The sequence below is a fragment of the Streptomyces phaeoluteigriseus genome (assembly GCF_001896135.2).
Lineage (GTDB): Bacteria > Actinomycetota > Actinomycetes > Streptomycetales > Streptomycetaceae > Streptomyces > Streptomyces phaeoluteigriseus.
Genome location: NZ_MPOH02000015.1, coordinates 523,590 through 547,461, shown reverse-complemented (window position 1 = coordinate 547,461; position 23,872 = coordinate 523,590). Strand labels below are relative to the sequence as shown.

Sequence of the window (23,872 nt, the reverse complement as noted above, 5' to 3'; positions counted from 1 at the left end):
GCGGCGACACCGCGGTCCGTCCCGTGGACGCCCTGACCATAAGCCCCCGGTCCCGGCTACCCTGGCGGCGAGCGCCCTCCACGGGAAGCTCCGTGACCGATCCCGCGGGACGGTCCGGGAGCCACCGGAGGGCGCCGTGAAGCCGACAGCCGTCGCACCCGAGGGAGCCCATACATGGCCTCTGTGCCGCCGACCCCTTCCGCCGACAGCCGGACCCGTGTGTCCGAGCTCCGCGAGGCCCTCGCCACCCGGGTGGTGGTGGCCGACGGAGCCATGGGCACGATGCTCCAGGCCCAGGACCCCACACTCGAGGACTTCGAGAACCTCGAGGGCTGCAACGAGATCCTGAACGTCACCCGGCCCGACATCGTGCGCTCGGTGCACGAGGAGTACTTCTCCGCCGGAGTGGACTGCGTGGAGACCAACACCTTCGGCGCGAACTTCGCCGCCATGGCCGAGTACGACATCCCGGAACGGGTCCACGAACTGTCCGAGGCGGGCGCCCGCATCGCCCGCGAGACGGCGGACTCCTTCGCGGCACGCGACGGCCGCACCCGCTGGGTGCTCGGCTCGATCGGCCCCGGCACCAAGCTGCCCACCCTAGGACACGTCGCCTACACCACCCTGCGCGACGCCTACCAGGAGAACGCCGAGGGCCTCATCGCCGGCGGCGCCGACGCGCTGATCGTCGAGACCACCCAGGACCTGCTCCAGACCAAGGCCGCCGTGCTCGGCGCCCAGCGCGCCCGCCGCAACGCCGGCCTGGACGTGCCGCTGATCGTCTCCGTGACCGTCGAGACCACCGGCACCATGCTGCTCGGCTCCGAGATCGGCGCCGCCCTGACGGCCCTGGAGCCGCTCGGCATCGACATGGTCGGCATGAACTGCGCCACCGGCCCCGCCGAGATGAGCGAGCACCTGCGCTACCTGGCCCGCAACGCCCGCATCCCGCTGGCCTGCATGCCGAACGCGGGCCTGCCGGTCCTCGGCAAGGACGGCGCCAGTTACCCGCTGACGGCCCCCGAGCTGGCGGACGCCCAGGAGAACTTCGTCCGCGACTACGGCCTCTCCCTGATCGGTGGCTGCTGCGGCACCACCCCCGAGCACCTGCGCCAGGTCGTCGAGCGCGTCCGCGGCCTCGCCCCCGCCGCGCGTGACCCGCGCCCCGAGGCGGGCGCCGCCTCGCTCTACCAGAACGTCCCGTTCCGCCAGGACACCGCGTACATGGCGATCGGTGAGCGGACCAACGCCAACGGCTCCAAGAAGTTCCGTGAGGCCATGCTCGAGGGCCGCTGGGACGACTGTGTGGAGATCGCCCGCGAGCAGATCCGCGAAGGCGCCCACATGCTGGACCTGTGCGTGGACTACGTCGGCCGCGACGGCGTCGCCGACATGGAGGAACTCGCCGGCCGCTTCGCCACCGCCTCCACCCTGCCGATCGTCCTGGACTCGACCGAGGTCGAGGTCCTGCGGGCCGGTCTGGAGAAGCTCGGTGGCCGAGCGGTCATCAACTCCGTCAACTACGAGGACGGCGACGGCCCCGAGTCCCGCTTCGCCAAGGTCACCCGGCTGGCCCAGGAGCACGGTGCCGCGCTGATCGCCCTCACCATCGACGAGGAGGGCCAGGCCCGCACCCCGGAGCACAAGGTCGCGATCGCCGAGCGGCTGATCGCCGACCTCACCGGGAACTGGGGCATCCGCGAGGAGGACATCCTCATCGACACCCTGACCTTCACCATCTGTACCGGTCAGGAGGAGTCCCGCAAGGACGGCATCGCCACCATCGAGGCGATCCGCGAGCTGAAGCGCCGCCACCCCGACGTCCAGACCACGCTGGGCCTGTCCAACATCTCCTTCGGCCTGAACCCGGCCGCCCGCGTCCTGCTCAATTCGGTCTTCCTCGACGAGTGCGTCAAGGCGGGCCTGGACTCGGCCATCGTCCACGCGTCGAAGATCCTCCCGATCGCCCGCTTCACCGAGGAAGAGGTCGGCACGGCACTCGACCTCATCCACGACCGCCGCAGCGAGGGCTACGACCCCCTCCAGAAGCTCATGGCCCTGTTCGAGGGCGCCACCACCAAGTCCCTGAAGGCGGGCCGCGCCGAGGAACTGGCGCCCTGCCCCTGGACGAGCGCCTCAAGCGCCGCATCATCGACGGCGAGAAGAACGGCCTGGAGGCCGACCTGGACGCGGCTCTCCGCATCCGTCCCGCCCTGGAGATCGTCAACGAGACCCTCCTGGACGGCATGAAGGTCGTCGGCGAGCTGTTCGGCTCCGGCCAGATGCAGCTGCCGTTCGTCCTCCAGTCCGCCGAGGTCATGAAGGCCGCGGTCGCCTATCTCGAACCCCACATGGAGAAGGTCGAGGGCGAGGAGGGCAAGGGCACCATCGTGCTGGCCACCGTCCGCGGCGACGTCCACGACATCGGCAAGAACCTCGTCGACATCATCCTGACCAACAACGGCTACAACGTCGTCAACCTCGGCATCAAGCAGCCGGTCTCCGCGATCCTCGAGGCCGCCGAGGAGCACCGCGCCGACGTCATCGGCATGTCCGGTCTCCTCGTCAAGTCCACGGTGATCATGAAGGAGAACCTCCAGGAGCTGAACCAGCGCGGCCTGGCGGCGGACTACCCGGTCATCCTCGGCGCGCCGCCCTGACCCGCTCCTACGTCGAGCAGGACCTGCACGAGGTCTACGAGGGCGAGGTCCGTTACGCCCGCGACGCCTTCGAGGGCCTGCGCCTGATGGACGCCCTCATCGGTGTCAAGCGGGGCGTGCCCGGCGCGGCGCTGCCCGAGCTGAAGCAGCGCCGGGTCCGCGCGAGCGCCACCGTCGTCGAGGCCGAGGAACGCCCGGAGGAGGGCCACGTCCGCTCCGACGTCGCCACCGACAACCCCGTCCCCGAGCCGCCGTTCTGGGACACTCGCGTGATCAAGGGCATCCAGCTCAAGGAGTACGCCTCCTGGCTGGACGAGGGCGCCCTCTTCAAGGGCCAGTGGGGCCTCAAGCAGGCCCGCACCGGCGACGGCCCGACGTACGAGGAGCTGGTGGAGACGGAGGGCCGGCCGCGGCTGCGCGGGCTGCTGGACAAGCTCCAGACCGACAACCTGCTCGAAGCCGCCGTCGTCTACGGCTACTTCCCCTGCGTGTCCAAGGACGACGACCTGATCATCCTGGACGAGCAGGGCAACGAGCGGACCCGCTTCACCTTCCCCCGCCAGCGCCGCGGCCGCCGGCTGTGCCTGGCCGACTTCTTCCGCCCGGAGGAGTCCGGGGAGACCGACGTGGTCGGCCTCCAGGTCGTCACCGTCGGCTCCCGCATCGGCGAGGAGACCGCCAAGCTCTTCGAGGCCAACGCCTACCGCGACTACCTCGAACTGCACGGGCTGTCGGTCCAGTTGGCGGAGGCCCTCGCCGAGTACTGGCACGGGCGCGTGCGCTCGGAGCTGGGCTACGCCGGCGAGGACCCCGCCGACATCGAGGAGATGTTCGCCCTGAAGTACCGCGGCGCCCGCTTCTCCCTCGGCTACGGCGCCTGCCCCAACCTGGAGGACCGCGCCAAGATCGCCGACCTGCTGCGGCCCGAGCGGATCGGCGTCCATCTCTCCGAGGAGTTCCAGCTGCACCCCGAGCAGTCCACGGACGCGATCGTGATCCACCACCCGGAGGCGAAGTACTTCAACGCACGGTGAGCCCCCCCACACGGCGGGCTGCGGCCCGCCCGGCACACTGATCGGATAAGTCGTACACTGGTCGGTCCACTGAAGGCCGGTTCCCCCACGAACCGGCCTGCTCGTCCCTCAAGGAGGTATGTGGATGACCAGTACGGTCCCCGCGCTGGGAACCCGGACGGCCGAAGGCTCGGCCCTGCAGGCGGTGCTCCTCGACATGGACGGCACCCTGGTGGACACCGAGGGCTTCTGGTGGGATGTCGAGGCCGAGGTCTTCGCCGGGCTCGGCCACACCCTCGACGACTCCTGGCGCCATGTCGTGGTCGGCGGCCCCATGAGCCGCAGTGCCGGGTTCCTGATCGAGGCGACGGGCGCCGACATCACCCTCGCCGAACTCAGCGTCCTGCTCAACCAGGGGTTCGAGGAGCGCATCGGACAGGGCCTGCCCCTGATGCCGGGAGCCGCCCGGCTGCTCGCCGAGCTGGCGGCGCACCGGATCCCGACGGCCCTCGTCTCGGCCTCGCACCGGCGCATCATCGACCGCGTCCTCACCTCGCTGGGGCCCCAGCACTTCGCGCTGACGGTGGCCGGCGACGAGGTGTCGCGCACCAAGCCGCACCCCGACCCCTATCTGTTCGCCGCCGCCGGCCTGGGTGCGGATCCGGCCAGATGTGCCGTCGTGGAGGACACCGCGACCGGGGTCGCCGCGGCCGAGGCGGCGGGCTGCCAGGTCGTCGCCGTACCCTCCGTGGCCCCCATCGCCCCGGCGCCCCGGCGGGCCGTCGTGCCCTCGCTGGAGCAGGTCGACCTGACATTCCTGCGTGGTCTGATGCCGCTCGGATGATCGACCCGGAGATCAACCGTGATCTCCGTGATCTTTTGATGACAGAAATGCGAGCGCCGTTCACCCAGCGTGCAGCGCTGATAGCACGGGAATTCGACGCCCGTGCACGCGGTGAATTCGCCCCGACGCAGACGGCTGAATTCCGCTCCGCGCGACCCGTGGCGAATCTGTGACCTTCGCCACGCCGAAGGGTCTCGACAGGGGCGGCCCGGTGTGCCGTTCCCCCTCGTTCGGGGGGTGCGGGCGTGCCCTTGTGTCCCGATTCATGGGACGCTGCACGAATCATTCCCCTGTCGGGTTTTCGGTGCGTCCACACCCGGTTTCGCTGCGTGATGGACTTTCAACTCCGGTGGCTGCGAACCCTCGTGCGGGTGCGGACTAATCTCGTCGCGAGAACATCGCCCTTACCCCCGTGATCGGCCGCGACACCCCTGCATGCCGCGTACACGGACCTGACAGCTCTGGAGAAACTCGAGCATGAACCGCAAGACTTTGGTGCTGCCGGCCGTGGCAGGTCTGCTCGCGCCCGTGCTCGCCGCCTGTGGAGGGTCCGACAGCGGCAGCGGCGGCGGCGACGCCATCGTCGTGGGCACCACCGACCGGTTCACCGCCACCAAGGACGCTCCGGCGCCCCTCGACCCGGCGTACGCCTACGACGTCGGCAGCTGGAACATCCTGCGCCAGACCGTGCAGACCCTGATGATCCAGCCCAAGGGGGAGGGCGACCCCGTCCCCGAGGCGGCCGAGAGCTGTGGCTTCACCGACACCGGCAACGAGCGCTACGCCTGCAAGCTCCGCAAGGACCTGAAGTTCGCCAACGGCGACGCCATCACCGCCGAGGACGTCAAGTTCTCCATCGACCGGGCCCGCGCCCTCAAGGCCGATTCGGGCGTCTTCGCCCTGCTGTCGACGGTCGACACCGTCGAGGCCAAGGGTGACAACGAAGTCATCTTCCACCTCAACACCGCCGACGCCACCTTCCCGTTCAAGCTGTCGACCCCGGTCGCCGGCATCGTCAACCCCGACGACTACGAGAAGGGCAAGCTCCGCGACGGCTTCGCGGTCGACGGCTCCGGCCCGTACACCATCGAGGCCAAGACCGACGGCGACGAGATGACCAGCGCCGTCTTCACCAAGAACCCCAACTACAACGGGGCCCTCGAGGTGCAGAACGACAAGGTCGAGATGGTCTCCTACGCGGACGCCGACGAGATGGGCACCGCCCTCGACAAGGGCGACATCGACGTGATGACCCGCACCATGTCGCCCGAGCAGATCGAGAAGCTCTCCGACTCCTCCAAGGACGACAGCGTCGACATCGTGGAGCTGGCCGGCCTCGAGATCCGCTACCTCGCCTTCAACACCACGGCCCCGACCGTGAAGGACAAGGCGGTCCGTCAGGCGATGGCCCAGGTCGTCAACCGCGGCGAGCTGGTCACCGACGTGTACGGCTCCCAGGCCGAACCGCTGTACTCGCTGGTCCCGGCCTCGGTCACCGGCCACTCCAACTCCTTCTTCAACAAGTACGGCGACGCCAACGTCGGCAAGGCCAAGACCCTGCTGACCAAGGCCGACATCACCACCCCGGTGAAGCTGACGCTGCACTACACGACCGACCACTACGGTCCGGCCACCAAGAAGGAGTTCGAGCTGCTCCAGAAGCAGCTCAACGACAGCGGCCTGTTCGACGTCTCCATCGAGGGCACCCCCTGGGACGCCTTCGTCCCGGCCGAGCGCAAGGGCGAGTACGACGTCTGGGGCATGGGCTGGTTCCCCGACTTCGCCGACGGTGACAGCTACATCGCGCCGTTCCTCGACAAGGACAACTTCCTCAAGTCGCCGTACCAGAACAGCGAGATCATCGACAAGCTCATCCCGGAGTCCCGCCGCGAGGCCGACCGCCTGTCCGCCGGCAAGACGCTGACGGAGATTCAGGACATCGTCGCCGAGGACGTCCCGATCCTGCCCCTGTGGCAGGGCAAGCAGTACGTCGCCTCCCGCGACGACGTCACGGGCACCGCCTACGTGCTGAACTCCTCCGCCACCCTCCAGCTGTGGGAGCTGTCCCGCGGCGTCAGCGGCTGACGGACCGTCCGACCCCGGGGCCGTGGACGACGGCCCCGGCAGCACGAGAACGACGACAAGGCACACACACGTGAACAAGCGCAACCAGTGGCCGGTCCTGCCCCTCGTGGCGGGGCTGGCCTCCGGCCTGTTGACCGGCTGCGGCTCGCAGACGGCCGGCTCCGGCGGCGACGGCTCCGCCGTGGTCATGGGAATGTCCGACGACGTCCTGGCCACCGACCCGGCGTCCGGCTACGACCCCGGCTCCTGGTTGTTGTTCAACAACGTCTTCCAGTCCCTGCTGAGCTTCCCCAAGGGCGGCACCGAACCCGAGCCGGACGCCGCGAAGGACTGCGGCTTCAGCGACACACGGACCAAGGTCTACGAGTGCACGCTCAGGGACGGCCTGAAGTTCAGCAACGGTGACGCCCTCACCTCCGAGGACGTCAAGTTCTCCTTCGACCGCATGCTGGACATCGACGACGACGCCGGCCCCGCGATCATGTTCCCCACGCTCGACAAGGTCGAGACGCCGGACGAGAAGACGGTCGTCTTCAGGCTGAAGGTCCCCGACGCCACCTTCCCCAGCAAGATCGCCTCGGGCGCCGGCTCCATCGTCGACCATCGCCAGTACGACGCCGACGGCCTGCGCGAGGACGGCGAGGCCGTCGGCTCCGGCCCCTACAAGCTGGACTCCTTCGGCGAGGACGAGGCCGTCTTCTCCGTCAACGAGCACTACAAGGGCACCGCCGAGGTCAAGAACACCGGCGTCGTACTCAAGTTCTTCCACGGCGACCAGAGCGGCCTGAAGAAGGCCCTTCTCGACGGCCAGGTCGACATCGCCTACCGGGGCCTCACCGCCACCGACATCGCCGACGTCGAGGCCGGTGACGACAGTTCGGGCGTCGAGGTCGTCGAGGGCAGCAGCGCCGAGGTCCAGCACCTGGTCTTCAACATGGACGACCCCGTCGCCGGCAAGCTCGGCGTCCGCCGCGCCATCGCCCACCTGATCGACCGCGAGGCCCTCATCGCGGACGTCTACCAGGGCACCGCCGACCCGCTGTACTCGATCATCCCGGCCGGTATCGCAGGCCACAACACCGCCTTCTTCGACCGCTACGGCGCCAGCCCCTCCCGGACCGAGGCCGCAGCCGCCCTCGAGGAGGACGGCATCACCGGCAAGGTCGAGCTGACCCTCTGGTCCACCCCCTCGCGCTACGGCCCCGCCACCGACCAGGAGCTGAAGGCGATCGCCGCCCAGCTCAACGCCAGTGGCCTCTTCGACGCCGACGTCAGGTCGGTGGCGTACCAGCAGTACGAGAAGGACATCGCCGACGGCAAGTACGGCGTCTACGTCAAGGGCTGGGTGCCCGACTACCCGGACCCCGACAACTTCACCGCGCCCTTCTTCGGCGAGGGCAACGTCCTGGGCAACAACTACGCCTCCAGCACGATCACCGGCACGCTCATCCCGCGCACCGCCGCCCAGAGCGACCGCGGCGCCACCGGCGACGACTACGGCCGGCTCCAGGACATCGTGGCCGAGCAGGTGCCCGTCCTCCCGATCTGGCAGGCCAAGCAGTACGCCGTCGTCCACGAGGACGTCTACGGCCTGGAGAACTGCCTCGACGCCTCCACCGTCTTCCGCTTCTGGGAGCTGGACAAGGGCTGAGAGGCCCCTACGAACGCGGAGGGCGCCCCTTGTCAGGAAGGGGCGCCCTCCGTGCCGTCCACGCGGTGAGTCCCGCCGCTACTGCGCTCCGGGACGCACCAGCCCGCTCTCGTAGGCGTACACCGCGGCCTGCACCCGGTCCCGCAGGCCCAGCTTGGTCAGCACATGCCCCACATGCGTCTTCACGGTCGTCTCGCTGACGAACAGGTCGGCGGCGATCTCCGCGTTCGACAGGCCCCGTGCCACCAGCTTCAGCACCTCGACCTCACGGTCGGTGAGCGTGTGCAGGGTGTCCGGCACGGGTTCGTCGCCCGAGGGCAGATGCGTGGCGTACTTGTCGAGCAGCCGCCGGGTGATGCTCGGCGCCAGCATCGCCTCGCCGGCGGCCACCACCCGGATCGCCTGCACCAGCTCGTTGGCGGGGGCGTCCTTGAGCAGGAACCCGCTCGCCCCGGCGCGCAGCGCCTCCACCACGTACTCGTCGAGGTCGAAGGTCGTCAGCACCAGCACCTTCGCCGGACCGTCCCGTCCCGGCCCGGTGATCTGCCGGGTCGCCTCCACCCCGTCCATGCGGGGCATACGGATGTCCATCAGAACAACATCGGGCTGCAGGGCCCGCACCTGGTCGAGGGCCTGGAGGCCGTCGCCGGCCTCACCGACCACCGCGAGGTCCTGCTCCGCCTCCAGAATCATCCGGAAGCCGGTACGCAGCAGCGGCTGGTCGTCGACCAGTAGGACGCGGATGGCCACGTAAGTCTCCTTCGGTAGTCCGGCCCCATTCTGCCCTGCGCCACCCCGCCGGACTCGGCCGCCCTCACCGACGCCCTACCCGCGGACCGTGCCCCCGGCCGGTCGCACCGGCAGCGGATACGGCGGGGGAGTGCCGCCGAACTCCGGGCAGTGCGCCTGGTGGTCGCACCAGCCGCACAGCTTCGTCGGACGGGGCCGCCACTCTCCCGTCTCCGTGGCCAGCCGGATCGCCTCCCACAGCGCGAGCAGCTTGCGCTCGACCCGCTCCAGATCGGCGAGCACCGGGTCGTACGTCAACACGTCACCGCTGCCCAGGTAGACCAGCTGGAGCCGCCGGGGGATCACCTTCTTCAGCCGCCAGACGACCAGTGCGTAGAACTTCATCTGGAACAGGGCGCTCTCCGCGTACTCCGGCCGGGGCGCCTTGCCCGTCTTGTAGTCGACGATCCGCACCTCACCGGTGGGGGCCACGTCGACCCGGTCGATGATCCCGCGCAGCCTCAGCCCCGACTCCAGCTCGGTCTCCACGAACAGCTCCCGCTCGGCGGGCTCCAGCCGAGTCGGGTCCTCCAGCGTGAACCACCGCTCGACCAGCTGCTCGGCCTCTGCCAGCCAGCCGGACAGCCGCTCGCCCTCGGGATCGTCGGCGAACAGCTCCACGACCTCCGGCCGGGACTCGCGCAGCCGGTCCCACTGGCCGGGCACCAGGGACCTGGCCCGCGGCGCGGTCCGCTCGGCGGCCGGCGCGTCGAAGAGGCGCTCCAGCACCGCGTGCACCAGCGTGCCCCGGGTGGCCGCCGCGCTCGGCTTCTCCGGCAGCCGGTCGATCACCCGGAACCGGTACAGCAGCGGGCACTGCATGAAATCGCCGGCGCGCGAGGGCGAGAGCGAGGCGGGCGCTATCGCGGTGACGGCCTTCTCCACGACGGCCTCCACCGCCGCGACCGGCTCCACGACCGCCACCTGCGGCGGGCTCCCCACGCCGTCCTCGTCGCCGGACCGGGCGACACCCTCGCTGCTGCTGTCCATGCCCACAGACCTTACGGCCCGCCACCGACAGTGAGCCCACTCCGCCCGCGCCACGGGGCGACGGCCGTGAAATCCCAGGGGGTGCCGGGGCAGAACGCGTCCCGGCGGACGCATACCATCGGTCCCAGACCCTTCCGCCCGGCAGGAGCGGGAGTTGCGACCAGCGAGGGGACACCGTGGTGGAAAGCGGCGGGAGCGGGCGGCCGCGGCCGGACAGCGACGAGTCGGCCGAGCGCCGCACGACACCCGCGCCCCCGCCGGCCGCACCCGGGCAGATCCCGGCCCGAGGCCCCCGACACCTTCACGCGGAAGCAGGACGCTCCCCCGGAGGAGACGCCGAACGAGACGGCGAGAGAAACGGACCGGGAGGAAACGCGGAGGCAGGAAACGCGGAGGCAGGAGCCGGAGAGGCAGGAACCGGAGAGGCAGGAGCCGGAAACGGCCGGCGCCCCGGACCCGGCAGACCGGACCCCGGACCCCGCCGACCTCCACCCGGACCGCCCCCCTCGCCCACAGCACCCCCCGACCGCGGCACCCCCCGCCCTCGGCGAAGCTCCCACCTCCCGCCAAGGGCCGCCGCCCCCCGCGCCCTCCGGAGTCCCGCGGCGGCCTGCTGATGGGACGTCCCTTCGGCGTGCCCGTCTACGTGGCCCCCAGCTGGTTCCTCGTCGCCGCCCTGATCACCTGGGTGTTCGGCGGACAGCTCGACCGCGTACTCCCCGAGCTGGGCGCGGCCCGCTACCTGGTCGCCCTCTTCTTCGCGGTCGCCTTCTACGCGTCCGTGCTCGTCCACGAGCTGGCGCACACCATCGCCGCCCTCCGCTTCAAGCTCCCGGTCCGCCGCATCCAGCTCCAGTTCTTCGGCGGCGTCTCCGAGATCGAGAAGGAGGCCGAGACCCCCGGCCGCGAGTTCGTGCTGGCCTTCGTCGGCCCGCTCCTCTCCCTGGTGCTGGCAGGCCTCTTCTACCTCGCCATGCAGACCGTCGAGCCCGGCACCGTCCCCGGTGTCCTGCTGGCGGGGCTGATGGTGTCCAACCTCATCGTGGCGGTCTTCAACCTCCTGCCGGGACTGCCGCTCGACGGCGGCCGTATGCTCCGCGCCGTCGTCTGGAAGATCACCGGCAGGCCCATGACCGGCACCATCGCCGCCGCCTGGGTCGGGCGCGCACTCGCCGTCTCCGTCCTGATCGGCCTGCCCCTGCTCACCCAGTCCGGGGCGCTCGGCTCCGAGGCCGAGGACAGCGTCGGCATGGACACCGTCCTGGACGCCCTGCTCGCCGCCATCCTCGCCGCGATCATCTGGACCGGCGCCGGAAACAGCCTGCGCATGGCCCGGCTGCGCGAGCACCTTCCCGAACTGCGTGCCCGCAACCTCACCCGCCGGGCGGTCCCGGTCGAGACGAACACCCCGCTCTCCGAGGCACTGCGCCGCGCCAACGACGCCGGCGCCCGCGCGCTGGTCGTCGTCGACGCCCACGGCGAACCCCTCTCCCTGGTCCGCGAGGCCGCCATCGTCGGTGTACCCGAGCACCGCCGCCCCTGGGTCGCCGTCAGCGGCCTCGCCCAGGACCTCACCGAGGGCATGCGCGTCTCCGCCGAACTGGCCGGCGAGGACCTCCTGGACGCCCTGCGCGCCACCCCCGCCACCGAGTACCTCGTGGTCGAGGAGACCGGCGAGATCTACGGCGTCCTCTCCGCGGCCGATGTCGAGCGCGCCTTCGTGAAGGCCATGGCCAGGCCCTCGTAGGCATCGCCCCGTTGGTCGGCGCCCCTCACAAACCCCGGTAGGCTGGTCACATGTCCGAACCGACCGGTGCCGCCCGCAGGCGCGGGCCCTTCAAGGTCGGGGACCAGGTTCAGCTGACCGACCCCAAGGGCCGCCACTACACGTTCACGCTCGAGGCCGGGAAGAACTTCCACACCCACAAGGGTTCCTTCCCGCACGACGAACTGATCGGTGCTCCCGAGGGCAGCGTTGTCCGCACCACCGGGAACGTCGCCTACCTCGCGCTGCGCCCCCTGCTCCCCGACTACGTCCTGTCCATGCCCCGCGGCGCCGCCGTGGTCTACCCCAAGGACGCGGGGCAGATCCTGGCCTTCGCCGACATCTTCCCCGGCGCGCGCGTCGTGGAGGCGGGCGTGGGCTCCGGCTCGCTCAGCAGCTTCCTGCTGCGCGCGATCGGCGACCAGGGCATGCTGCACAGCTACGAGCGACGCGAGGACTTCGCGGAGATCGCCCAGCAGAACGTGGAGCGCTACTTCGGCGGCCCGCACCCCGCCTGGGAGCTCACCGTCGGGGACCTCCAGGACAACCTGAGCGACACCGACGTCGACCGCGTCATCCTCGACATGCTCGCCCCCTGGGAGTGCCTGGAGGCCGTCTCCAAGGCGCTCGTCCCCGGCGGCATCCTGTGCTGCTACGTGGCGACCACCACCCAGCTCGCGCGGACCGTCGAGTCCATCCGCGAGATCGGCTCCTTCAACGAGCCGACCTCCTGGGAGTCGATGATCCGCAACTGGCACGTCGAGGGACTCGCCGTCCGCCCGGACCACCGGATGATCGGCCACACCGGCTTCCTCCTCACCGCCCGCCGCCTCGCGGACGGTGTCGAGCCGCCCATGCGCCGCCGCCGCCCCGCTAAGGGCGCCTACGGCGAGGACTACACCGGTCCCAACGCCGACGGAGGCAACCGCTAGAGCCCGTCGTCCACGGGCCCTGCCTCGGGCGGCTCCGTGCCGCACGAACGAACCGACGCCGTGCCCGAGTTCCCGTGACACCCCGGGAACTCGGGCACGGCGTCGTCATGTTGGGCCCGGCATCCGCGCCGCCGTCCGGGATCCCGGACCCCCTGTTCCCCCGTACTGTGACGTGTGGCACGATGCAGGCCAACCCCACCGGCACAGCCCTCACAGGAGACGCTCCTCGTGCAGCAATCCGCCGTCCCGGAACTGGCACACACTCACACCCGGCCGATCCACTGGGTCGCGACGGCCACCGCCGTGGCCGGTGTCGTGGCCCTGTCCTCGGTGCTCCAGCCCGGTCCGGCGACCGCCGCCCAGGCGAGCGGCCCGGGTGCGCCGCCCGCACCCGTGACCGTCGCCGCCCCCGCCACCACCGGCGTCGACTTCCCGATCGAGTGCGGCCCGGTGGAGGCGCTCGTGATGCGGACGGCCTCCGGGGACCTGGACGGCGACGGCAGGCCGGAAACAGTCGTCGTGGTCCACTGCGACGCCCCCATGGGCACCCCGCCCGACGGGGTCTACGTCCTCACCCAGGCCGCCGACGCGAGGACTCCGCGGGTCGTGGCCACCCTGGTCGACCCCAAGGAGCGCCGCACCGTCACCGCCCTGTCGGTCGACGACGGCGCCGTCCTCGCCGACTACCTGGGCTACTCCTCGGCCGATGTGCCCAGTTGCTGCCCGGACGTGAAGGAGAGCGCCAAGTGGCGCTGGAAGGACGACGCGTTCATCCGCTCGACGCCCGCCTGTGCCCACAGCGTCTGAAGCGGGTCACCGGCCGTTGTGAGAAATCAGACAGTCGTCACAGCGCGTGCGCAACGGGTCACACGGCGTCCGGCTCGGCGTCCGGCCCGTAGATCTCGACCCTGTCCGAAACCCTTCGCACATGGATGCAGTCGCCCGGGCACTCCCGCGCCGAGTCCACCACGTCGGTCAGCAGCGGCAGCGGGACCGGCGTCGTGGCCCCCTTGCCCTGGAGAAGCTCGTCATCCGGGGTCTTGACGTACGCCAGACCGTCGATGTCCAGCTCGAACACCTCCGGCGCGTACTGCGCGCAGATGCCGTCGCCGGTACAGAGATCCTGGTCGATCCAGACCTCCAGCGCCTCGCCGCCGACCCCGGCTTCCTGCTGTACGCCCATATCTCCTGCCGAATGTTTTGCCGAGCCGTACGGGAACGATGCAGGCTCTGACGGGTGTTGAACACTTCGACCCTACCTCCGGCAGCTTTCCAATCATGTTCGGTGGGTATTCCCCTGGCGTGAGGGAGAGCGCAAGGGTGAAGATCGGACACACCCCGAGAGTCTTTGTGATCTAGGGGTTTCAATCGACACCCACCCAGGTAGGGTCTGGAAGCGTCCAGCTCCCCTTGGAGGAGGTGAGGACCGTGGCAGCCCACGACGACGACATGAACCGCGGCATCCGCCCGGGACGAGGGTCCGACGACCCCGCCGGGCAGATTGCCTACCTTGAGCAGGAGATCGCCGTCCTGCGACGCAAGCTCGCCGACTCTCCGCGACACACGAGGATTCTCGAAGAGCGGATCGTCGAGCTGCAGACCAATCTGGCCGGCGTGTCCGCCCAGAACGAGCGACTGGCAAACACGCTCCGTGAGGCCCGCGACCAGATCGTGGCCCTCAAAGAGGAAGTCGACCGGCTCGCACAGCCGCCGGCCGGCTTCGGTGTCTTCCTTCAGGCGAACGAGGACGGCACCGCCGACATCTTCACCGGAGGCCGCAAACTCCGGGTGAACGTCAGCCCCGGCGTCGAGCTCGAAGAGCTGCGGCGCGGCCAGGAACTGATGCTCAACGAAGCACTCAACGTGGTCGAGGCCATGGAGTACGAGAGCGTCGGCGACATCGTCACCCTCAAGGAGATCCTCGAGGACGGCGAGCGCGCCCTGGTGGTGGGACACACCGACGAGGAGCGGGTGGTGCGGCTCGCCGAGCCGCTCCTGGACGTCGTCATCCGACCCGGCGACGCCCTGCTGCTCGAACCCCGCTCGGGCTACGTCTACGAGGTGGTCCCCAAGAGCGAGGTCGAGGAACTCGTCCTCGAAGAGGTCCCGGACATCGGCTACGAGCAGATCGGCGGTCTCGGCGGCCAGATCGAGGCCATCCGCGACGCGGTCGAGCTGCCGTACCTCTACCCCGACCTGTTCAAGGAGCACGAGCTGCGGCCGCCCAAGGGCGTGCTGCTGTACGGGCCCCCCGGATGCGGCAAGACACTGATCGCCAAGGCCGTCGCCAACTCGCTGGCCAAGAAGGTCGCCGAGGTGACCGGACAGGCCACCGGCAAGAGCTTCTTCCTCAACATCAAGGGTCCCGAGCTGCTGAACAAGTACGTCGGCGAGACCGAGCGGCAGATCCGCCTGGTCTTCCAGCGTGCTCGTGAGAAGGCCAGCGAGGGCACCCCCGTCATCGTCTTCTTCGACGAGATGGAGTCGCTGTTCCGCACCCGTGGCTCCGGCGTCAGCTCGGACGTGGAGAACACCATCGTCCCGCAGCTGCTCGCCGAGATCGACGGCGTGGAGGGCCTCCAGAACGTGGTCGTGATCGGTGCCTCCAACCGTGAGGACATGATCGACCCGGCCATCCTGCGACCCGGCCGGCTCGACGTGAAGATCAAGATCGAGCGTCCGGACGCCGAAGCGGCCAAGGACATCTTCGGCAAGTACCTCACCGAGCGTCTGCCGCTGCACTCCGACGACGTCGGCGAGCACGGCGGCGACCGGACCACCACCGTCCAGAGCATGATCCAGACGGCAGTGGAACACATGTACGCCGAATCCGAGGAGAACCGCTTCCTGGAGGTCACCTACGCCAATGGCGACAAGGAAGTCCTCTACTTCAAGGACTTCAACTCCGGCGCCATGATCGAGAACATCGTGGGCCGCGCCAAGAAAATGGCGATCAAGGACTTCCTGGAGAAGAACCAGAAGGGCCTTCGCGTCTCCCACCTCCTCCAGGCCTGCGTGGACGAGTTCAAGGAGAACGAGGACCTGCCGAACACCACCAACCCGGACGACTGGGCCCGGATCTCCGGAAAGAAGGGCGAGCGGATCGTGTACATCCGCACCCTGATCACCGGAAAGCAGGGTTCCGACACCGGACGCTCCATCGACACGGTGGCGAACACCGGACAGTACCTGTAAAACCAGGGCGGCTGCGGGTGCCCTTTCCGGGTACCCGCAGCGACTGCTTTTCGGGCCACGGCTGGAGCAGGCAATGACGCAAATGATCTCCCCACCAGCGCAGAGGCGTTCTAGGCTCTTGCGTACCGCCGGGCGCAGTGCGGGGACGGGCACCGCACACGCACCGGAGCACCCGCGGTACTTGAGCGGCGCCCACGACCGAGGGTGCCGCCGGGCAAGGAGGGCCGCATGACCGTACGGCGAGTAATGGGCATCGAGACGGAGTACGGGATCTCCGTCCCCGGTCACCCGAACGCCAATGCCATGCTCACCTCGTCCCAGATCGTCAACGCCTACGCGGCGGCGATGCACCGGGCCCGCCGGGCCCGCTGGGACTTCGAGGAGGAGAACCCGCTGCGGGACGCGCGGGGCTTCGACCTCGCCCGCGAGGTCGCCGACTCCAGCCAGCTCACCGACGAGGACATCGGCCTCGCCAACGTGATCCTCACCAACGGCGCCCGTCTCTACGTCGACCACGCCCACCCCGAGTACAGCTCGCCCGAGGTCACCAACCCGCGCGACGCCGTCCTGTGGGACAAGGCGGGCGAGCGGATCATGGCCGAGGCGGCCGAGCGTGCCGCGGCGCTCCCGGGCGCCCAGCCGATCCACCTCTACAAGAACAACACGGACAACAAGGGCGCCTCCTACGGCACGCACGAGAACTACCTGATGAAGCGGGAGACCGCCTTCTCGGACATCGTGCGCCACCTCACCCCGTTCTTCGTCTCCCGCCAGGTCTTCACCGGGGCGGGCCGGGTCGGCATCGGCCAGGACGGGCACGAGCACGGCTTCCAGCTCAGCCAGCGTGCGGACTACTTCGAGGTCGAGGTCGGTCTGGAGACGACACTCAAGCGCCCGATCATCAACACCCGCGACGAGCCGCACGCCGACGCCGAGAAGTACCGCCGCCTCCACGTGATCATCGGCGACGCCAACCTCTCGGAGATCTCCACCTATCTCAAGCTCGGCACCACGGCCCTGGTGCTGTCGATGATCGAGGACGGCTTCATCAACGTCGACCTGGCGGTGGACCAACCCGTCCGCACCCTCCACCAGGTCTCGCACGACCCCGGCCTGCAGCGTCTGGTCACGCTGCGCAGCGGCCGCACACTCACCGCGGTCCAGCTGCAGATGGAGTACTTCGAGCTGGCGCGCAAGTACGTGGAGGAGCGTTACGGCGCCGACGCGGACGACCAGACCAAGGACGTCCTGACGCGCTGGGAGGACACCCTCACGCGTCTGGAGACCGACCCCATGAGCCTGGCCGGCGAGCTGGACTGGGTGGCCAAGCGCGAACTGATGGAGGGCTACCGGCGCCGCGACAGCCTGGACTGGGACGCGGCCCGCCTGCACCTGGTCGACCTCCAGTACGCCGACGTACGGCCCGACAAGGGCCTCTACAACCGCCTGGTGGCCCGCGGGCGCGTGAAGCGGCTCCTGGACGAGGCGGAGGTCGACCGGGCCGTGGGCAAGCCCCCGGAGGACACGCGCGCGTACTTCCGCGGCCGGTGCCTGGAGCAGTACGCCGACGACGTCGCCGCGGCCTCCTGGGACTCGGTCATCTTCGATCTGCCGGGCCGCGACAGCCTCCAGCGCGTTCCAACCCTGGAACCGCTTCGCGGAACGCGAAATCACGTCAAGGCGCTGCTGGACCGCTGCCGCACCGCGGAAGACCTGGTCAGGGTCTTGTCGGGCGGCTGAACGGGTACTCGGCCGCACCTGGGCGCCCGGGGTGGAAATCCCCGTGCCCGGGAATCATCGAGGTGGCCCCCGTACGTTGTGACAACTGCGGGGCCGATGTCGGACCCGGATTGTAGGGTCTGATCATCACCGATCGGCAGGATGCCGACCTGTCGACCATGTCGGGCGAACTGAGCGGGGTGAGGGTTATGGCGACCAAGGACACCGGCGGCGGCCAGCAGAAGGCGACGCGCTCCACCGAGGAGGTCGAGGAGCAGGCGGCCGAGACGCAGGGCTCGGAGGACCTCAAGGAGCGTCAGGAGAAGCTGAACGACGACGTGGACTCCGTGCTGGACGAGATCGACGACGTGCTCGAGGAGAACGCCGAGGACTTCGTGCGAAGCTTCGTGCAAAAGGGCGGGCAGTAAGCCGTCTTTGCCTTCGAAGTGAAGGTTCAAGCGTGCGGGGGTGTGAGTGACCGGTAAGCCCGCCACCTGTTTCGGGTTCACCGGTCCTCGCACCCCGACGGGGTGCCGCGAGATGCGTTCCGCGGGACATGTGGATCACCGCCGCGGGCCGGGTAGGGTCCCTGGCATACCGATGCTTCACCTGTGAATTCGGCCTATCCGGAAGGAACCTCGTGGAAGCCAACTCCCTTGGCATCGGGCGTCTGCCAGCAGCCTTCCTGACGCCCGGATCCGCCTCTTTCATGGACTTCCTGTCCGACCACCAGCCGGACCTGCTGCCCGGCAACCGGCAACTTCCGCCCATGCAGGGCGTGGTCGAGGCGCCGCACGGGACGACGATCGTGGCCGTGACCTTCCCCGGTGGTGTGGTGCTCGCCGGTGACCGCCGCGCCACCATGGGCAACGTCATCGCGCAGCGCGACATCGAGAAGGTCTTCCCGGCCGACGAGTACTCGGCCGTCGGGATCGCCGGCACCGCCGGTCTGGCCGTCGAGATGGTCAAGCTCTTCCAGCTGGAGCTGGAGCACTTCGAGAAGGTCGAGGGTGCCCAGCTGTCGCTGGAGGGCAAGGCGAACCGGCTGTCGACGATGATCCGCTCCAACCTCGGCATGGCCATGCAGGGCCTGGCCGTGGTCCCGCTCTTCGCCGGGTTCGACGTGGACCGCGACAGGGGCCGGATCTTCTCCTACGACGTCACCGGCGGCCGCTCCGAGGAGCACAACTTCGCGGCGACCGGCTCGGGCTCGGTCTTCGCGCGCGGCGCCATGAAGAAGCTGTACCGCCGCGACCTGAGCGAGGAGGAGGCCACGACGCTCGTGGTCCAGGCGCTCTACGACGCGGCAGATGACGACTCGGCGACCGGTGGTCCCGATGTCGCCCGCCGGATCTACCCCATCGTCACCGTGATCACCGACGACGGTTTCCGCAGGCTCACCGACGACGAGTCCTCCGAGATCGCCCGCTCGGTGCTGGCGCGCCGTCTCGAGCAGCCGGACGGTCCCCGGGCCGCGCTGCTGTAGCCGGCCGCCCCCTTGGCAAGGTGATCGAGTGACTTCCACAGAAAGGGACGGATAACCGGTGTCGACGCCGTTCTATGTCTCACCCCAGCAGGCGATGGCCGACCGCGCGGAGTACGCGCGCAAGGGCATCGCCCGCGGTCGCAGCCTGGTCGTGCTCCAGTACGCCGACGGCATCGTGTTCGTCGGCGAGAACCCGTCCCGCGCGCTGCACAAGTTCAGCGAGATCTACGACCGGATCGGCTTCGCCGCCGCCGGCAAGTACAACGAGTACGAGAACCTGCGCATCGGCGGCGTTCGGTACGCCGATCTGCGCGGCTACACGTACGACCGTGACGACGTGACCGCCCGCGGTCTCGCCAACGTCTACGCCCAGACGCTGGGCACCATCTTCTCCTCGGCCGGCGAGAAGCCGTACGAGGTGGAGCTGGTGGTGGCCGAGGTCGGTGAGACGCCGGACGGTGACCAGATCTACCGGCTGCCGCACGACGGGTCGATCGTGGACGAGCACGGCTCGGTCGCGGTCGGTGGCAACGCCGAACAGATCAGCAGCTACCTGGACCAGCGTCACCAGGACGGCATGAGCCTCGCCGAGGCCCTGAAGCTCGCCGTCCAGGCCCTCTCCCGTGACACGAACGGCACGCAGCGGGAGATCCCCGCCGAGCGCCTGGAGGTCGCGGTGCTGGACCGTACGCGGCCGCAGTCGCGGAAGTTCAAGCGGATCGTCGGCGGGCAGCTGGGGCGGCTGCTGGAGACCGACGGAGCGTCGACCGAGGCGGAGAGCGCCGAGGAGCCCGACGAGAAGTAGCCCGACCCGCTCCTGATGTGCCCCGGCCGGTTCCACGGCCGGGGCACAGGCGTCTCCTCAGGCCCTGGGCGGGGCCGTGGAGCCCCGGACGACCAGTTCGACCGGAATCTCCCCCTCCTCGGGCGTGCGGCCCTCCAGGACGGCCAGCAGGGCCCGCATGCCCCGTTCCCCGAAGAGTTCGGCGTCCAGCCGGACGGTCGTCAGCTCGGGATCGAGCGCGGCGGCGAGCGCGATGTCGTCCACGCCGGTGACGGAGACGTCGTCGGGGACCCGCAGTCCGCGCCGCCTGAGGGCCTTGTAGACGCCGGCGGCGAGTTTGTCGTCGTCGCAGACGATGGCGGTGGGAGGGGGACCGGGGGCGTCCAGGGCCGCCTCCGTCGCCGTGAGGGCGCCCTCGATGGTCATCGGGGTGGGGGCGGTCCGCAGGGAGGTGCCGGACACGGCCGCGACGCGGCCGGCCAGTTCCCGCGCGCGCACCGCGAAGGTCCAGGACGGCACGTCCGCCGCAAGGTGCAGGAAGTGCCGGTGGCCGAGGTCCAGCAGGTGGTCGGCGATCCGGCGGGCGCCGTCGGCGATGTCCAGGTTGACGGTGGCGGAGCCGAGGCTGCCGGCCGGGTCGCTGTCGAGCATGACGAGGGGCAGCTGGTCGCCGCGGATGGCGGTGAGGGCGTCGGCGGCCATGGACGAGGCCAGCACACCGTCCAGGGCGGCCGGGGCGGAGGCGAAGGGGTCCGGGGCCGGGCCGATGCCTTCGGGGGAGGGGTAGAGCACGACGCCGAAGCCGTGGGCGGCGGCCAGGCGGGCCGCGCCCGTGTAGACGCCGGCGAAGAACTCGGTGGTCAGCTCCGGAACGACGAGGAGGACCGTGCGGGTGCGGCCCAGGCGCAGGTTGCGGGCGGCCAGGTTGGGCCGGTAGCCGAGGTCCCGGGCGGCCTGGCGTACCCGCTCGGCGGTGGCCTCGGAGACCCGGCCGCGCCACTTGTCGCCGAGGACGAGCGAGACGGCGGCCTGGGACACCCCCGCGGCCCGGGCGACGTCACGGCTCGTGGGGCGCGTGCTGGCTCGTGCCACCGTGGGCCTGCTCTTTCGTATGGACGGGTGAACAGCGCACATGGTACGTATGACCGAGACACGTTATACGTAAAACCTGGGCGGGGTGGACCGCCTCGGGTGAGCCGACGGAGGCGGGACATGGCCGCGGGATACCTCGAGATCCTCAGGGCGAGACACGCTGCCCGGCTGCTCGCCGGCACTCTCGTGGGGCGGCTGCCCAACGCCACGGGCGCCATCGCGATCGTGCTCTTCGTGCGCGCCGAGGGCGGCAGCTACACCCTCGCGGGCGCCCTGGCGGCCGTGTACGGCGTCGCCAACGCCGTCGGCCAGCCCCTGCTCGGCCGTCTGGTCGACCTGCGCGGCCAGCCGCGCGTGCAGTTGCCCGCCGCGCTCGCCGCGGCCCTCGCCATGGCCGTCTTCGCCTTCACCGGCACCGACCTGCTCGCGCTCGCCTACGTCTCCGTCGCGGCCGCCGGGCTGTTCACCCCGCCCCTGGAGGGCGGCCTGCGGGCGCTGTGGCCGTCGGTGCTGCGACGGGAGGACCAGGTGCACACCGCGTACGCCATGGACGCGGTGGCGCAGGAGGTGATGTTCGCCGTCGGACCGCTGCTGGTGACGCTGTGCACCTCGCTCTGGTCGGCGCAGGCCGCGCTCCTGGTCCTCAACGCGCTCGGCGTCCTCGGCGCGCTGACCGTGGTCCTCTCGCCGCCCTCGCGCGCGTGGCGCTCCGCCCCGCGCGAGGCGCACTGGCTCGGCGCGCTGCGCTCGCCGGGCCTGCTCGTACTGCTGGGCGCCTTCCTGTTCGTCGGCATCGCCCTGGGCTCCATCACGGTGGCCGCCGTGCCGTACGCCGACGACCACGGCGGTGACGTGGTGTACGGCTGGCTGATGGCAGCCGTGGGCCTCGGCGCGCTCGTCGGCGGTGTCGCGTACGGGGCGCGGCAGTGGGTGGGGGTGCCGGAGCGGCGACTGCGGGTCCTGGTGGCGTTTCTGGCGGTGTGTTATCTGCCGCTCATGCTGCTCCCGGGCGCGGTCGCCATGGTGGCGCTCACGGCGCTCGCCGGTGTGTTCCTCGCGCCCGTCCTCGCCTGCGCCTTCGTCATCATCGACCGGCACGCGCCGCGCGGCACGGTCACCGAGGCGTTCTCCTGGCTGGTCACGACGTTCACGGTCGGCCACTCGCTGGGAACGGCGGTGGCGGGGCCGGTCGTCGAGGCGGGTGGCGCCCAGTGGGGGTTCGTCGTTCCGGGCGCGGCGGGTGCCGTGGCCCTGGTGGTTTTGCTGGCCACGGGGCGGGTACTCGCGCTTCCCGCCGGAAGTGGGCTTGTCGCGGCTTCGTCGGAAAATGATCCAAACCGTGCTGCCGAACCCCGTTTCAGTTCAGGGGATCGGGCGTAATGTTCACTCATGGACCGCCGCATTTTCGGGCTGGAGAACGAGTACGGCGTCACGTGCACGTTCAGGGGACAGCGCCGCCTGTCGCCTGACGAGGTGGCGCGATACCTCTTCCGCCGTGTCGTGTCATGGGGCCGAAGCAGCAATGTCTTTCTGCGGAACGGCGCCCGCCTCTATCTCGACGTGGGATCGCATCCGGAATACGCGACACCCGAATGTGACAACGTGACCGAACTGGTCACCCACGACAAGGCCGGCGAGCGCATTCTCGAAGGACTCCTGGTGGACGCGGAACGACGCCTGCACGAGGAAGGAATCGCGGGCGACGTCTACCTCTTCAAGAACAACACCGACTCGGCGGGCAACTCCTACGGTTGCCACGAGAACTATCTGGTGGCCCGGCACGGGGAGTTCTCCCGGCTCGCGGACATCCTCATCCCCTTCCTGGTGACCCGGCAGCTCCTGTGCGGCGCCGGCAAGGTGCTCCAGACGCCCCGCGGGGCCGTCTTCTGCGTCAGTCAGCGGGCCGAGCACATCTGGGAGGGCGTCTCCTCGGCGACGACCCGCTCGCGGCCCATCATCAACACCCGCGACGAACCGCACGCCGACGCCGAGCGCTACCGCCGGCTGCACGTCATCGTGGGCGACTCGAACATGTCCGAGACGACCATGCTGCTCAAGGTCGGGGCGACCGACCTGGTGCTGCGCATGATCGAGGCGGGCACGGTGATGCGCGACCTCACCCTGGAGAACCCGATCCGGGCGATCCGCGAGGTCAGCCACGACATCACCGGTCGGCGCAAGGTGCGCCTGGCCAGCGGCCGCGAGGCCTCCGCCCTCGAGGTGCAGCGCGAGTACTACGACAAGGCCGTCGACTTCGTCGAGCGCCGTGGCATCCGCACCGGCACCGTCGACCAGGTCCTGGAGCTGTGGGGCCGCACGCTGGACGCGATCGAGGCCGAGGACCTCGACCGCATCGGCACCGAGATCGACTGGGTGATGAAGTACAAGCTCATCGAGCGGTACCGGGCCAAGCACAACATGACCATGTCGAACCCGCGCGTGGCGCAGATAGACCTCGCCTACCACGACATCCACCGCCGTCGTGGCCTGTACTACCTGCTGGAACGCAAGGGCCAAGCCGCCCGGATCTGCAACGACTTGAAGATCTTCGAAGGCAAGTCGGTCCCCCCGCAGACCACTCGGGCACGGTTGCGCGGCGACTTCATCCGCCGGGCGCAGGAACAGCGGCGGGACTTCACCGTCGACTGGGTCCATCTCAAGCTCAACGACCAGGCACAGCGCACCGTGTTGTGCAAGGACCCGTTCCGTTCGGTGGACGACCGGGTGGAGAAGCTGATCGCCGGTATGTGACCGGGCCACGCGTTCCCCGGTAATGCCGGAACGCAACACGGGCGCCGTACGTTACCCGTACGGCGCCCTTCTCACGCCGTAGAGTTGCGCGCACGCCATCAGCCGAGATCAACCGA

18 protein-coding genes and 1 pseudogene are annotated in these 23,872 nt (G+C 69.8%); 15 read left to right on the top strand and 4 right to left on the bottom strand.

The window, feature by feature from the left end; all coding sequences use genetic code 11:
• Positions 1–174: 174 nt before the first annotated feature.
• The 5 genes and pseudogenes from metH (at position 175) to BM536_RS20345 (ending at position 8,253) form a co-directional block, all read left to right on the top strand.
• Positions 175–3,694: pseudogene (gene metH, locus BM536_RS20365) on the top strand (methionine synthase).
• A gap of 124 nt (positions 3,695–3,818) precedes the next feature.
• The gene (locus tag BM536_RS20360; RefSeq protein WP_073491985.1) at positions 3,819–4,517 is read left to right on the top strand and encodes an HAD family hydrolase; all 699 of its coding nucleotides are present in this window, start codon (positions 3,819–3,821) and stop codon (positions 4,515–4,517) included.
• The gene (locus tag BM536_RS40825; protein ID WP_158086539.1) at positions 4,514–4,690 is read left to right on the top strand and encodes a hypothetical protein; all 177 of its coding nucleotides are present in this window, start codon (positions 4,514–4,516) and stop codon (positions 4,688–4,690) included. The genes BM536_RS20360 and BM536_RS40825 overlap by 4 nt, the downstream gene beginning before the upstream one ends.
• Positions 4,691–4,994: 304 nt before the next feature.
• Positions 4,995–6,602: an ABC transporter substrate-binding protein gene (locus BM536_RS20350; RefSeq protein ID WP_073491981.1), complete on the top strand. Its 1,608-nt coding sequence runs from the start codon at positions 4,995–4,997 to the stop codon at positions 6,600–6,602.
• A 70-nt stretch (positions 6,603–6,672) separates the two neighbouring features.
• Positions 6,673–8,253: an ABC transporter substrate-binding protein gene (locus BM536_RS20345; protein WP_073491982.1), complete on the top strand. Its 1,581-nt coding sequence runs from the start codon at positions 6,673–6,675 to the stop codon at positions 8,251–8,253.
• 78 nt (positions 8,254–8,331) lie between these two features.
• Here BM536_RS20345 and BM536_RS20340 read toward each other — a convergent pair whose 3' ends face one another.
• Complete coding sequence (locus tag BM536_RS20340; RefSeq protein ID WP_030606450.1) at positions 8,332–9,003, bottom strand: response regulator; 672 nt, start codon at positions 9,001–9,003, stop codon at positions 8,332–8,334.
• Between the two features lie 75 nt (positions 9,004–9,078).
• Positions 9,079–10,032 carry a RecB family exonuclease gene (locus BM536_RS20335; protein ID WP_107439612.1) on the bottom strand — a complete coding sequence of 318 codons (954 nt, stop codon included), beginning with the start codon at positions 10,030–10,032 and terminating at the stop codon, positions 9,079–9,081.
• Between the two features lie 616 nt (positions 10,033–10,648).
• On the opposite strand from BM536_RS20335, the gene BM536_RS44000 reads away from it, so the two are divergent.
• The 3 genes from BM536_RS44000 (at position 10,649) to BM536_RS20320 (ending at position 13,536) form a co-directional block, all read left to right on the top strand.
• The gene (locus BM536_RS44000) at positions 10,649–11,779 is read left to right on the top strand and encodes a site-2 protease family protein (RefSeq protein ID WP_425444655.1); all 1,131 of its coding nucleotides are present in this window, start codon (positions 10,649–10,651) and stop codon (positions 11,777–11,779) included.
• Positions 11,780–11,829: 50 nt separating this feature from the next.
• Positions 11,830–12,729, top strand: coding sequence for a tRNA (adenine-N1)-methyltransferase (locus BM536_RS20325; protein WP_073495357.1), 900 nt, complete (start codon positions 11,830–11,832; stop codon positions 12,727–12,729).
• Between the two features lie 228 nt (positions 12,730–12,957).
• Entirely contained in the window at positions 12,958–13,536 is a 579-nt protein-coding gene (locus BM536_RS20320) for a hypothetical protein (protein WP_094103295.1), read from the top strand.
• A 58-nt stretch (positions 13,537–13,594) separates the two neighbouring features.
• Here BM536_RS20320 and BM536_RS20315 read toward each other — a convergent pair whose 3' ends face one another.
• The gene (locus BM536_RS20315) at positions 13,595–13,912 is read right to left on the bottom strand and encodes a ferredoxin (protein ID WP_073495352.1); all 318 of its coding nucleotides are present in this window, start codon (positions 13,910–13,912) and stop codon (positions 13,595–13,597) included.
• A gap of 245 nt (positions 13,913–14,157) precedes the next feature.
• On the opposite strand from BM536_RS20315, the gene arc reads away from it, so the two are divergent.
• The 5 genes from arc (at position 14,158) to prcA (ending at position 19,934) form a co-directional block, all read left to right on the top strand.
• Positions 14,158–15,924 carry a proteasome ATPase gene (gene arc / locus BM536_RS20310; RefSeq protein WP_073495360.1) on the top strand — a complete coding sequence of 589 codons (1,767 nt, stop codon included), beginning with the start codon at positions 14,158–14,160 and terminating at the stop codon, positions 15,922–15,924.
• Positions 15,925–16,152: 228 nt separating this feature from the next.
• A complete protein-coding gene (gene dop / locus BM536_RS20305; RefSeq protein WP_342748830.1) occupies positions 16,153–17,664 on the top strand; it encodes a depupylase/deamidase Dop in 1,512 nt (503 codons plus the stop codon).
• Between the two features lie 188 nt (positions 17,665–17,852).
• Positions 17,853–18,071: a ubiquitin-like protein Pup gene (locus BM536_RS20300; protein ID WP_073495346.1), complete on the top strand. Its 219-nt coding sequence runs from the start codon at positions 17,853–17,855 to the stop codon at positions 18,069–18,071.
• Positions 18,072–18,283: 212 nt separating this feature from the next.
• Positions 18,284–19,129: a proteasome subunit beta gene (gene prcB, locus BM536_RS20295; protein WP_073495343.1), complete on the top strand. Its 846-nt coding sequence runs from the start codon at positions 18,284–18,286 to the stop codon at positions 19,127–19,129.
• A gap of 58 nt (positions 19,130–19,187) precedes the next feature.
• Positions 19,188–19,934: a proteasome subunit alpha gene (prcA, locus tag BM536_RS20290; protein ID WP_073495340.1), complete on the top strand. Its 747-nt coding sequence runs from the start codon at positions 19,188–19,190 to the stop codon at positions 19,932–19,934.
• A 57-nt stretch (positions 19,935–19,991) separates the two neighbouring features.
• On the opposite strand, the gene BM536_RS20285 is transcribed toward prcA, so the two are convergent.
• Positions 19,992–21,005 (bottom strand): LacI family DNA-binding transcriptional regulator, encoded by a 1,014-nt coding sequence (locus tag BM536_RS20285; RefSeq protein WP_170109936.1) that lies wholly within the window; start codon positions 21,003–21,005, stop codon positions 19,992–19,994.
• A gap of 120 nt (positions 21,006–21,125) precedes the next feature.
• Between BM536_RS20285 and BM536_RS20280 the strand changes: the two genes are divergently transcribed.
• Positions 21,126–22,385, top strand: a complete 1,260-nt coding sequence (locus BM536_RS20280; RefSeq protein WP_094103293.1) for an MFS transporter — start codon at positions 21,126–21,128, stop codon at positions 22,383–22,385.
• Between the two features lie 9 nt (positions 22,386–22,394).
• On the top strand, positions 22,395–23,756 hold the full coding sequence (pafA, locus tag BM536_RS20275) for a Pup--protein ligase (protein ID WP_073495336.1): 1,362 nt from the start codon (positions 22,395–22,397) through the stop codon (positions 23,754–23,756).
• Positions 23,757–23,872 lie beyond the last annotated feature (116 nt).

What these genes read in the sequence shown, in the direction of transcription:
- BM536_RS20315 (WP_073495352.1), bottom strand. Translation starts at nt 13,912, where the DNA reads ATGGGCGTACAGCAGGAAGCCGGGGTCGGCGGCGAGGCGCTGGAGGTC.
- BM536_RS44000 (WP_425444655.1), top strand. Translation starts at nt 10,649, where the DNA reads ATGGGACGTCCCTTCGGCGTGCCCGTCTACGTGGCCCCCAGCTGGTTC.
- BM536_RS40825 (WP_158086539.1), top strand. Translation starts at nt 4,514, where the DNA reads ATGATCGACCCGGAGATCAACCGTGATCTCCGTGATCTTTTGATGACA.
- BM536_RS20300 (WP_073495346.1), top strand. Translation starts at nt 17,853, where the DNA reads ATGGCGACCAAGGACACCGGCGGCGGCCAGCAGAAGGCGACGCGCTCC.
- BM536_RS20325 (WP_073495357.1), top strand. Translation starts at nt 11,830, where the DNA reads ATGTCCGAACCGACCGGTGCCGCCCGCAGGCGCGGGCCCTTCAAGGTC.
- BM536_RS20335 (WP_107439612.1), bottom strand. Translation starts at nt 10,032, where the DNA reads ATGGACAGCAGCAGCGAGGGTGTCGCCCGGTCCGGCGACGAGGACGGC.
- pafA (WP_073495336.1), top strand. Translation starts at nt 22,395, where the DNA reads ATGGACCGCCGCATTTTCGGGCTGGAGAACGAGTACGGCGTCACGTGC.
- dop (WP_342748830.1), top strand. Translation starts at nt 16,153, where the DNA reads ATGACCGTACGGCGAGTAATGGGCATCGAGACGGAGTACGGGATCTCC.
- BM536_RS20350 (WP_073491981.1), top strand. Translation starts at nt 4,995, where the DNA reads ATGAACCGCAAGACTTTGGTGCTGCCGGCCGTGGCAGGTCTGCTCGCG.
- BM536_RS20360 (WP_073491985.1), top strand. Translation starts at nt 3,819, where the DNA reads ATGACCAGTACGGTCCCCGCGCTGGGAACCCGGACGGCCGAAGGCTCG.
- BM536_RS20280 (WP_094103293.1), top strand. Translation starts at nt 21,126, where the DNA reads ATGGCCGCGGGATACCTCGAGATCCTCAGGGCGAGACACGCTGCCCGG.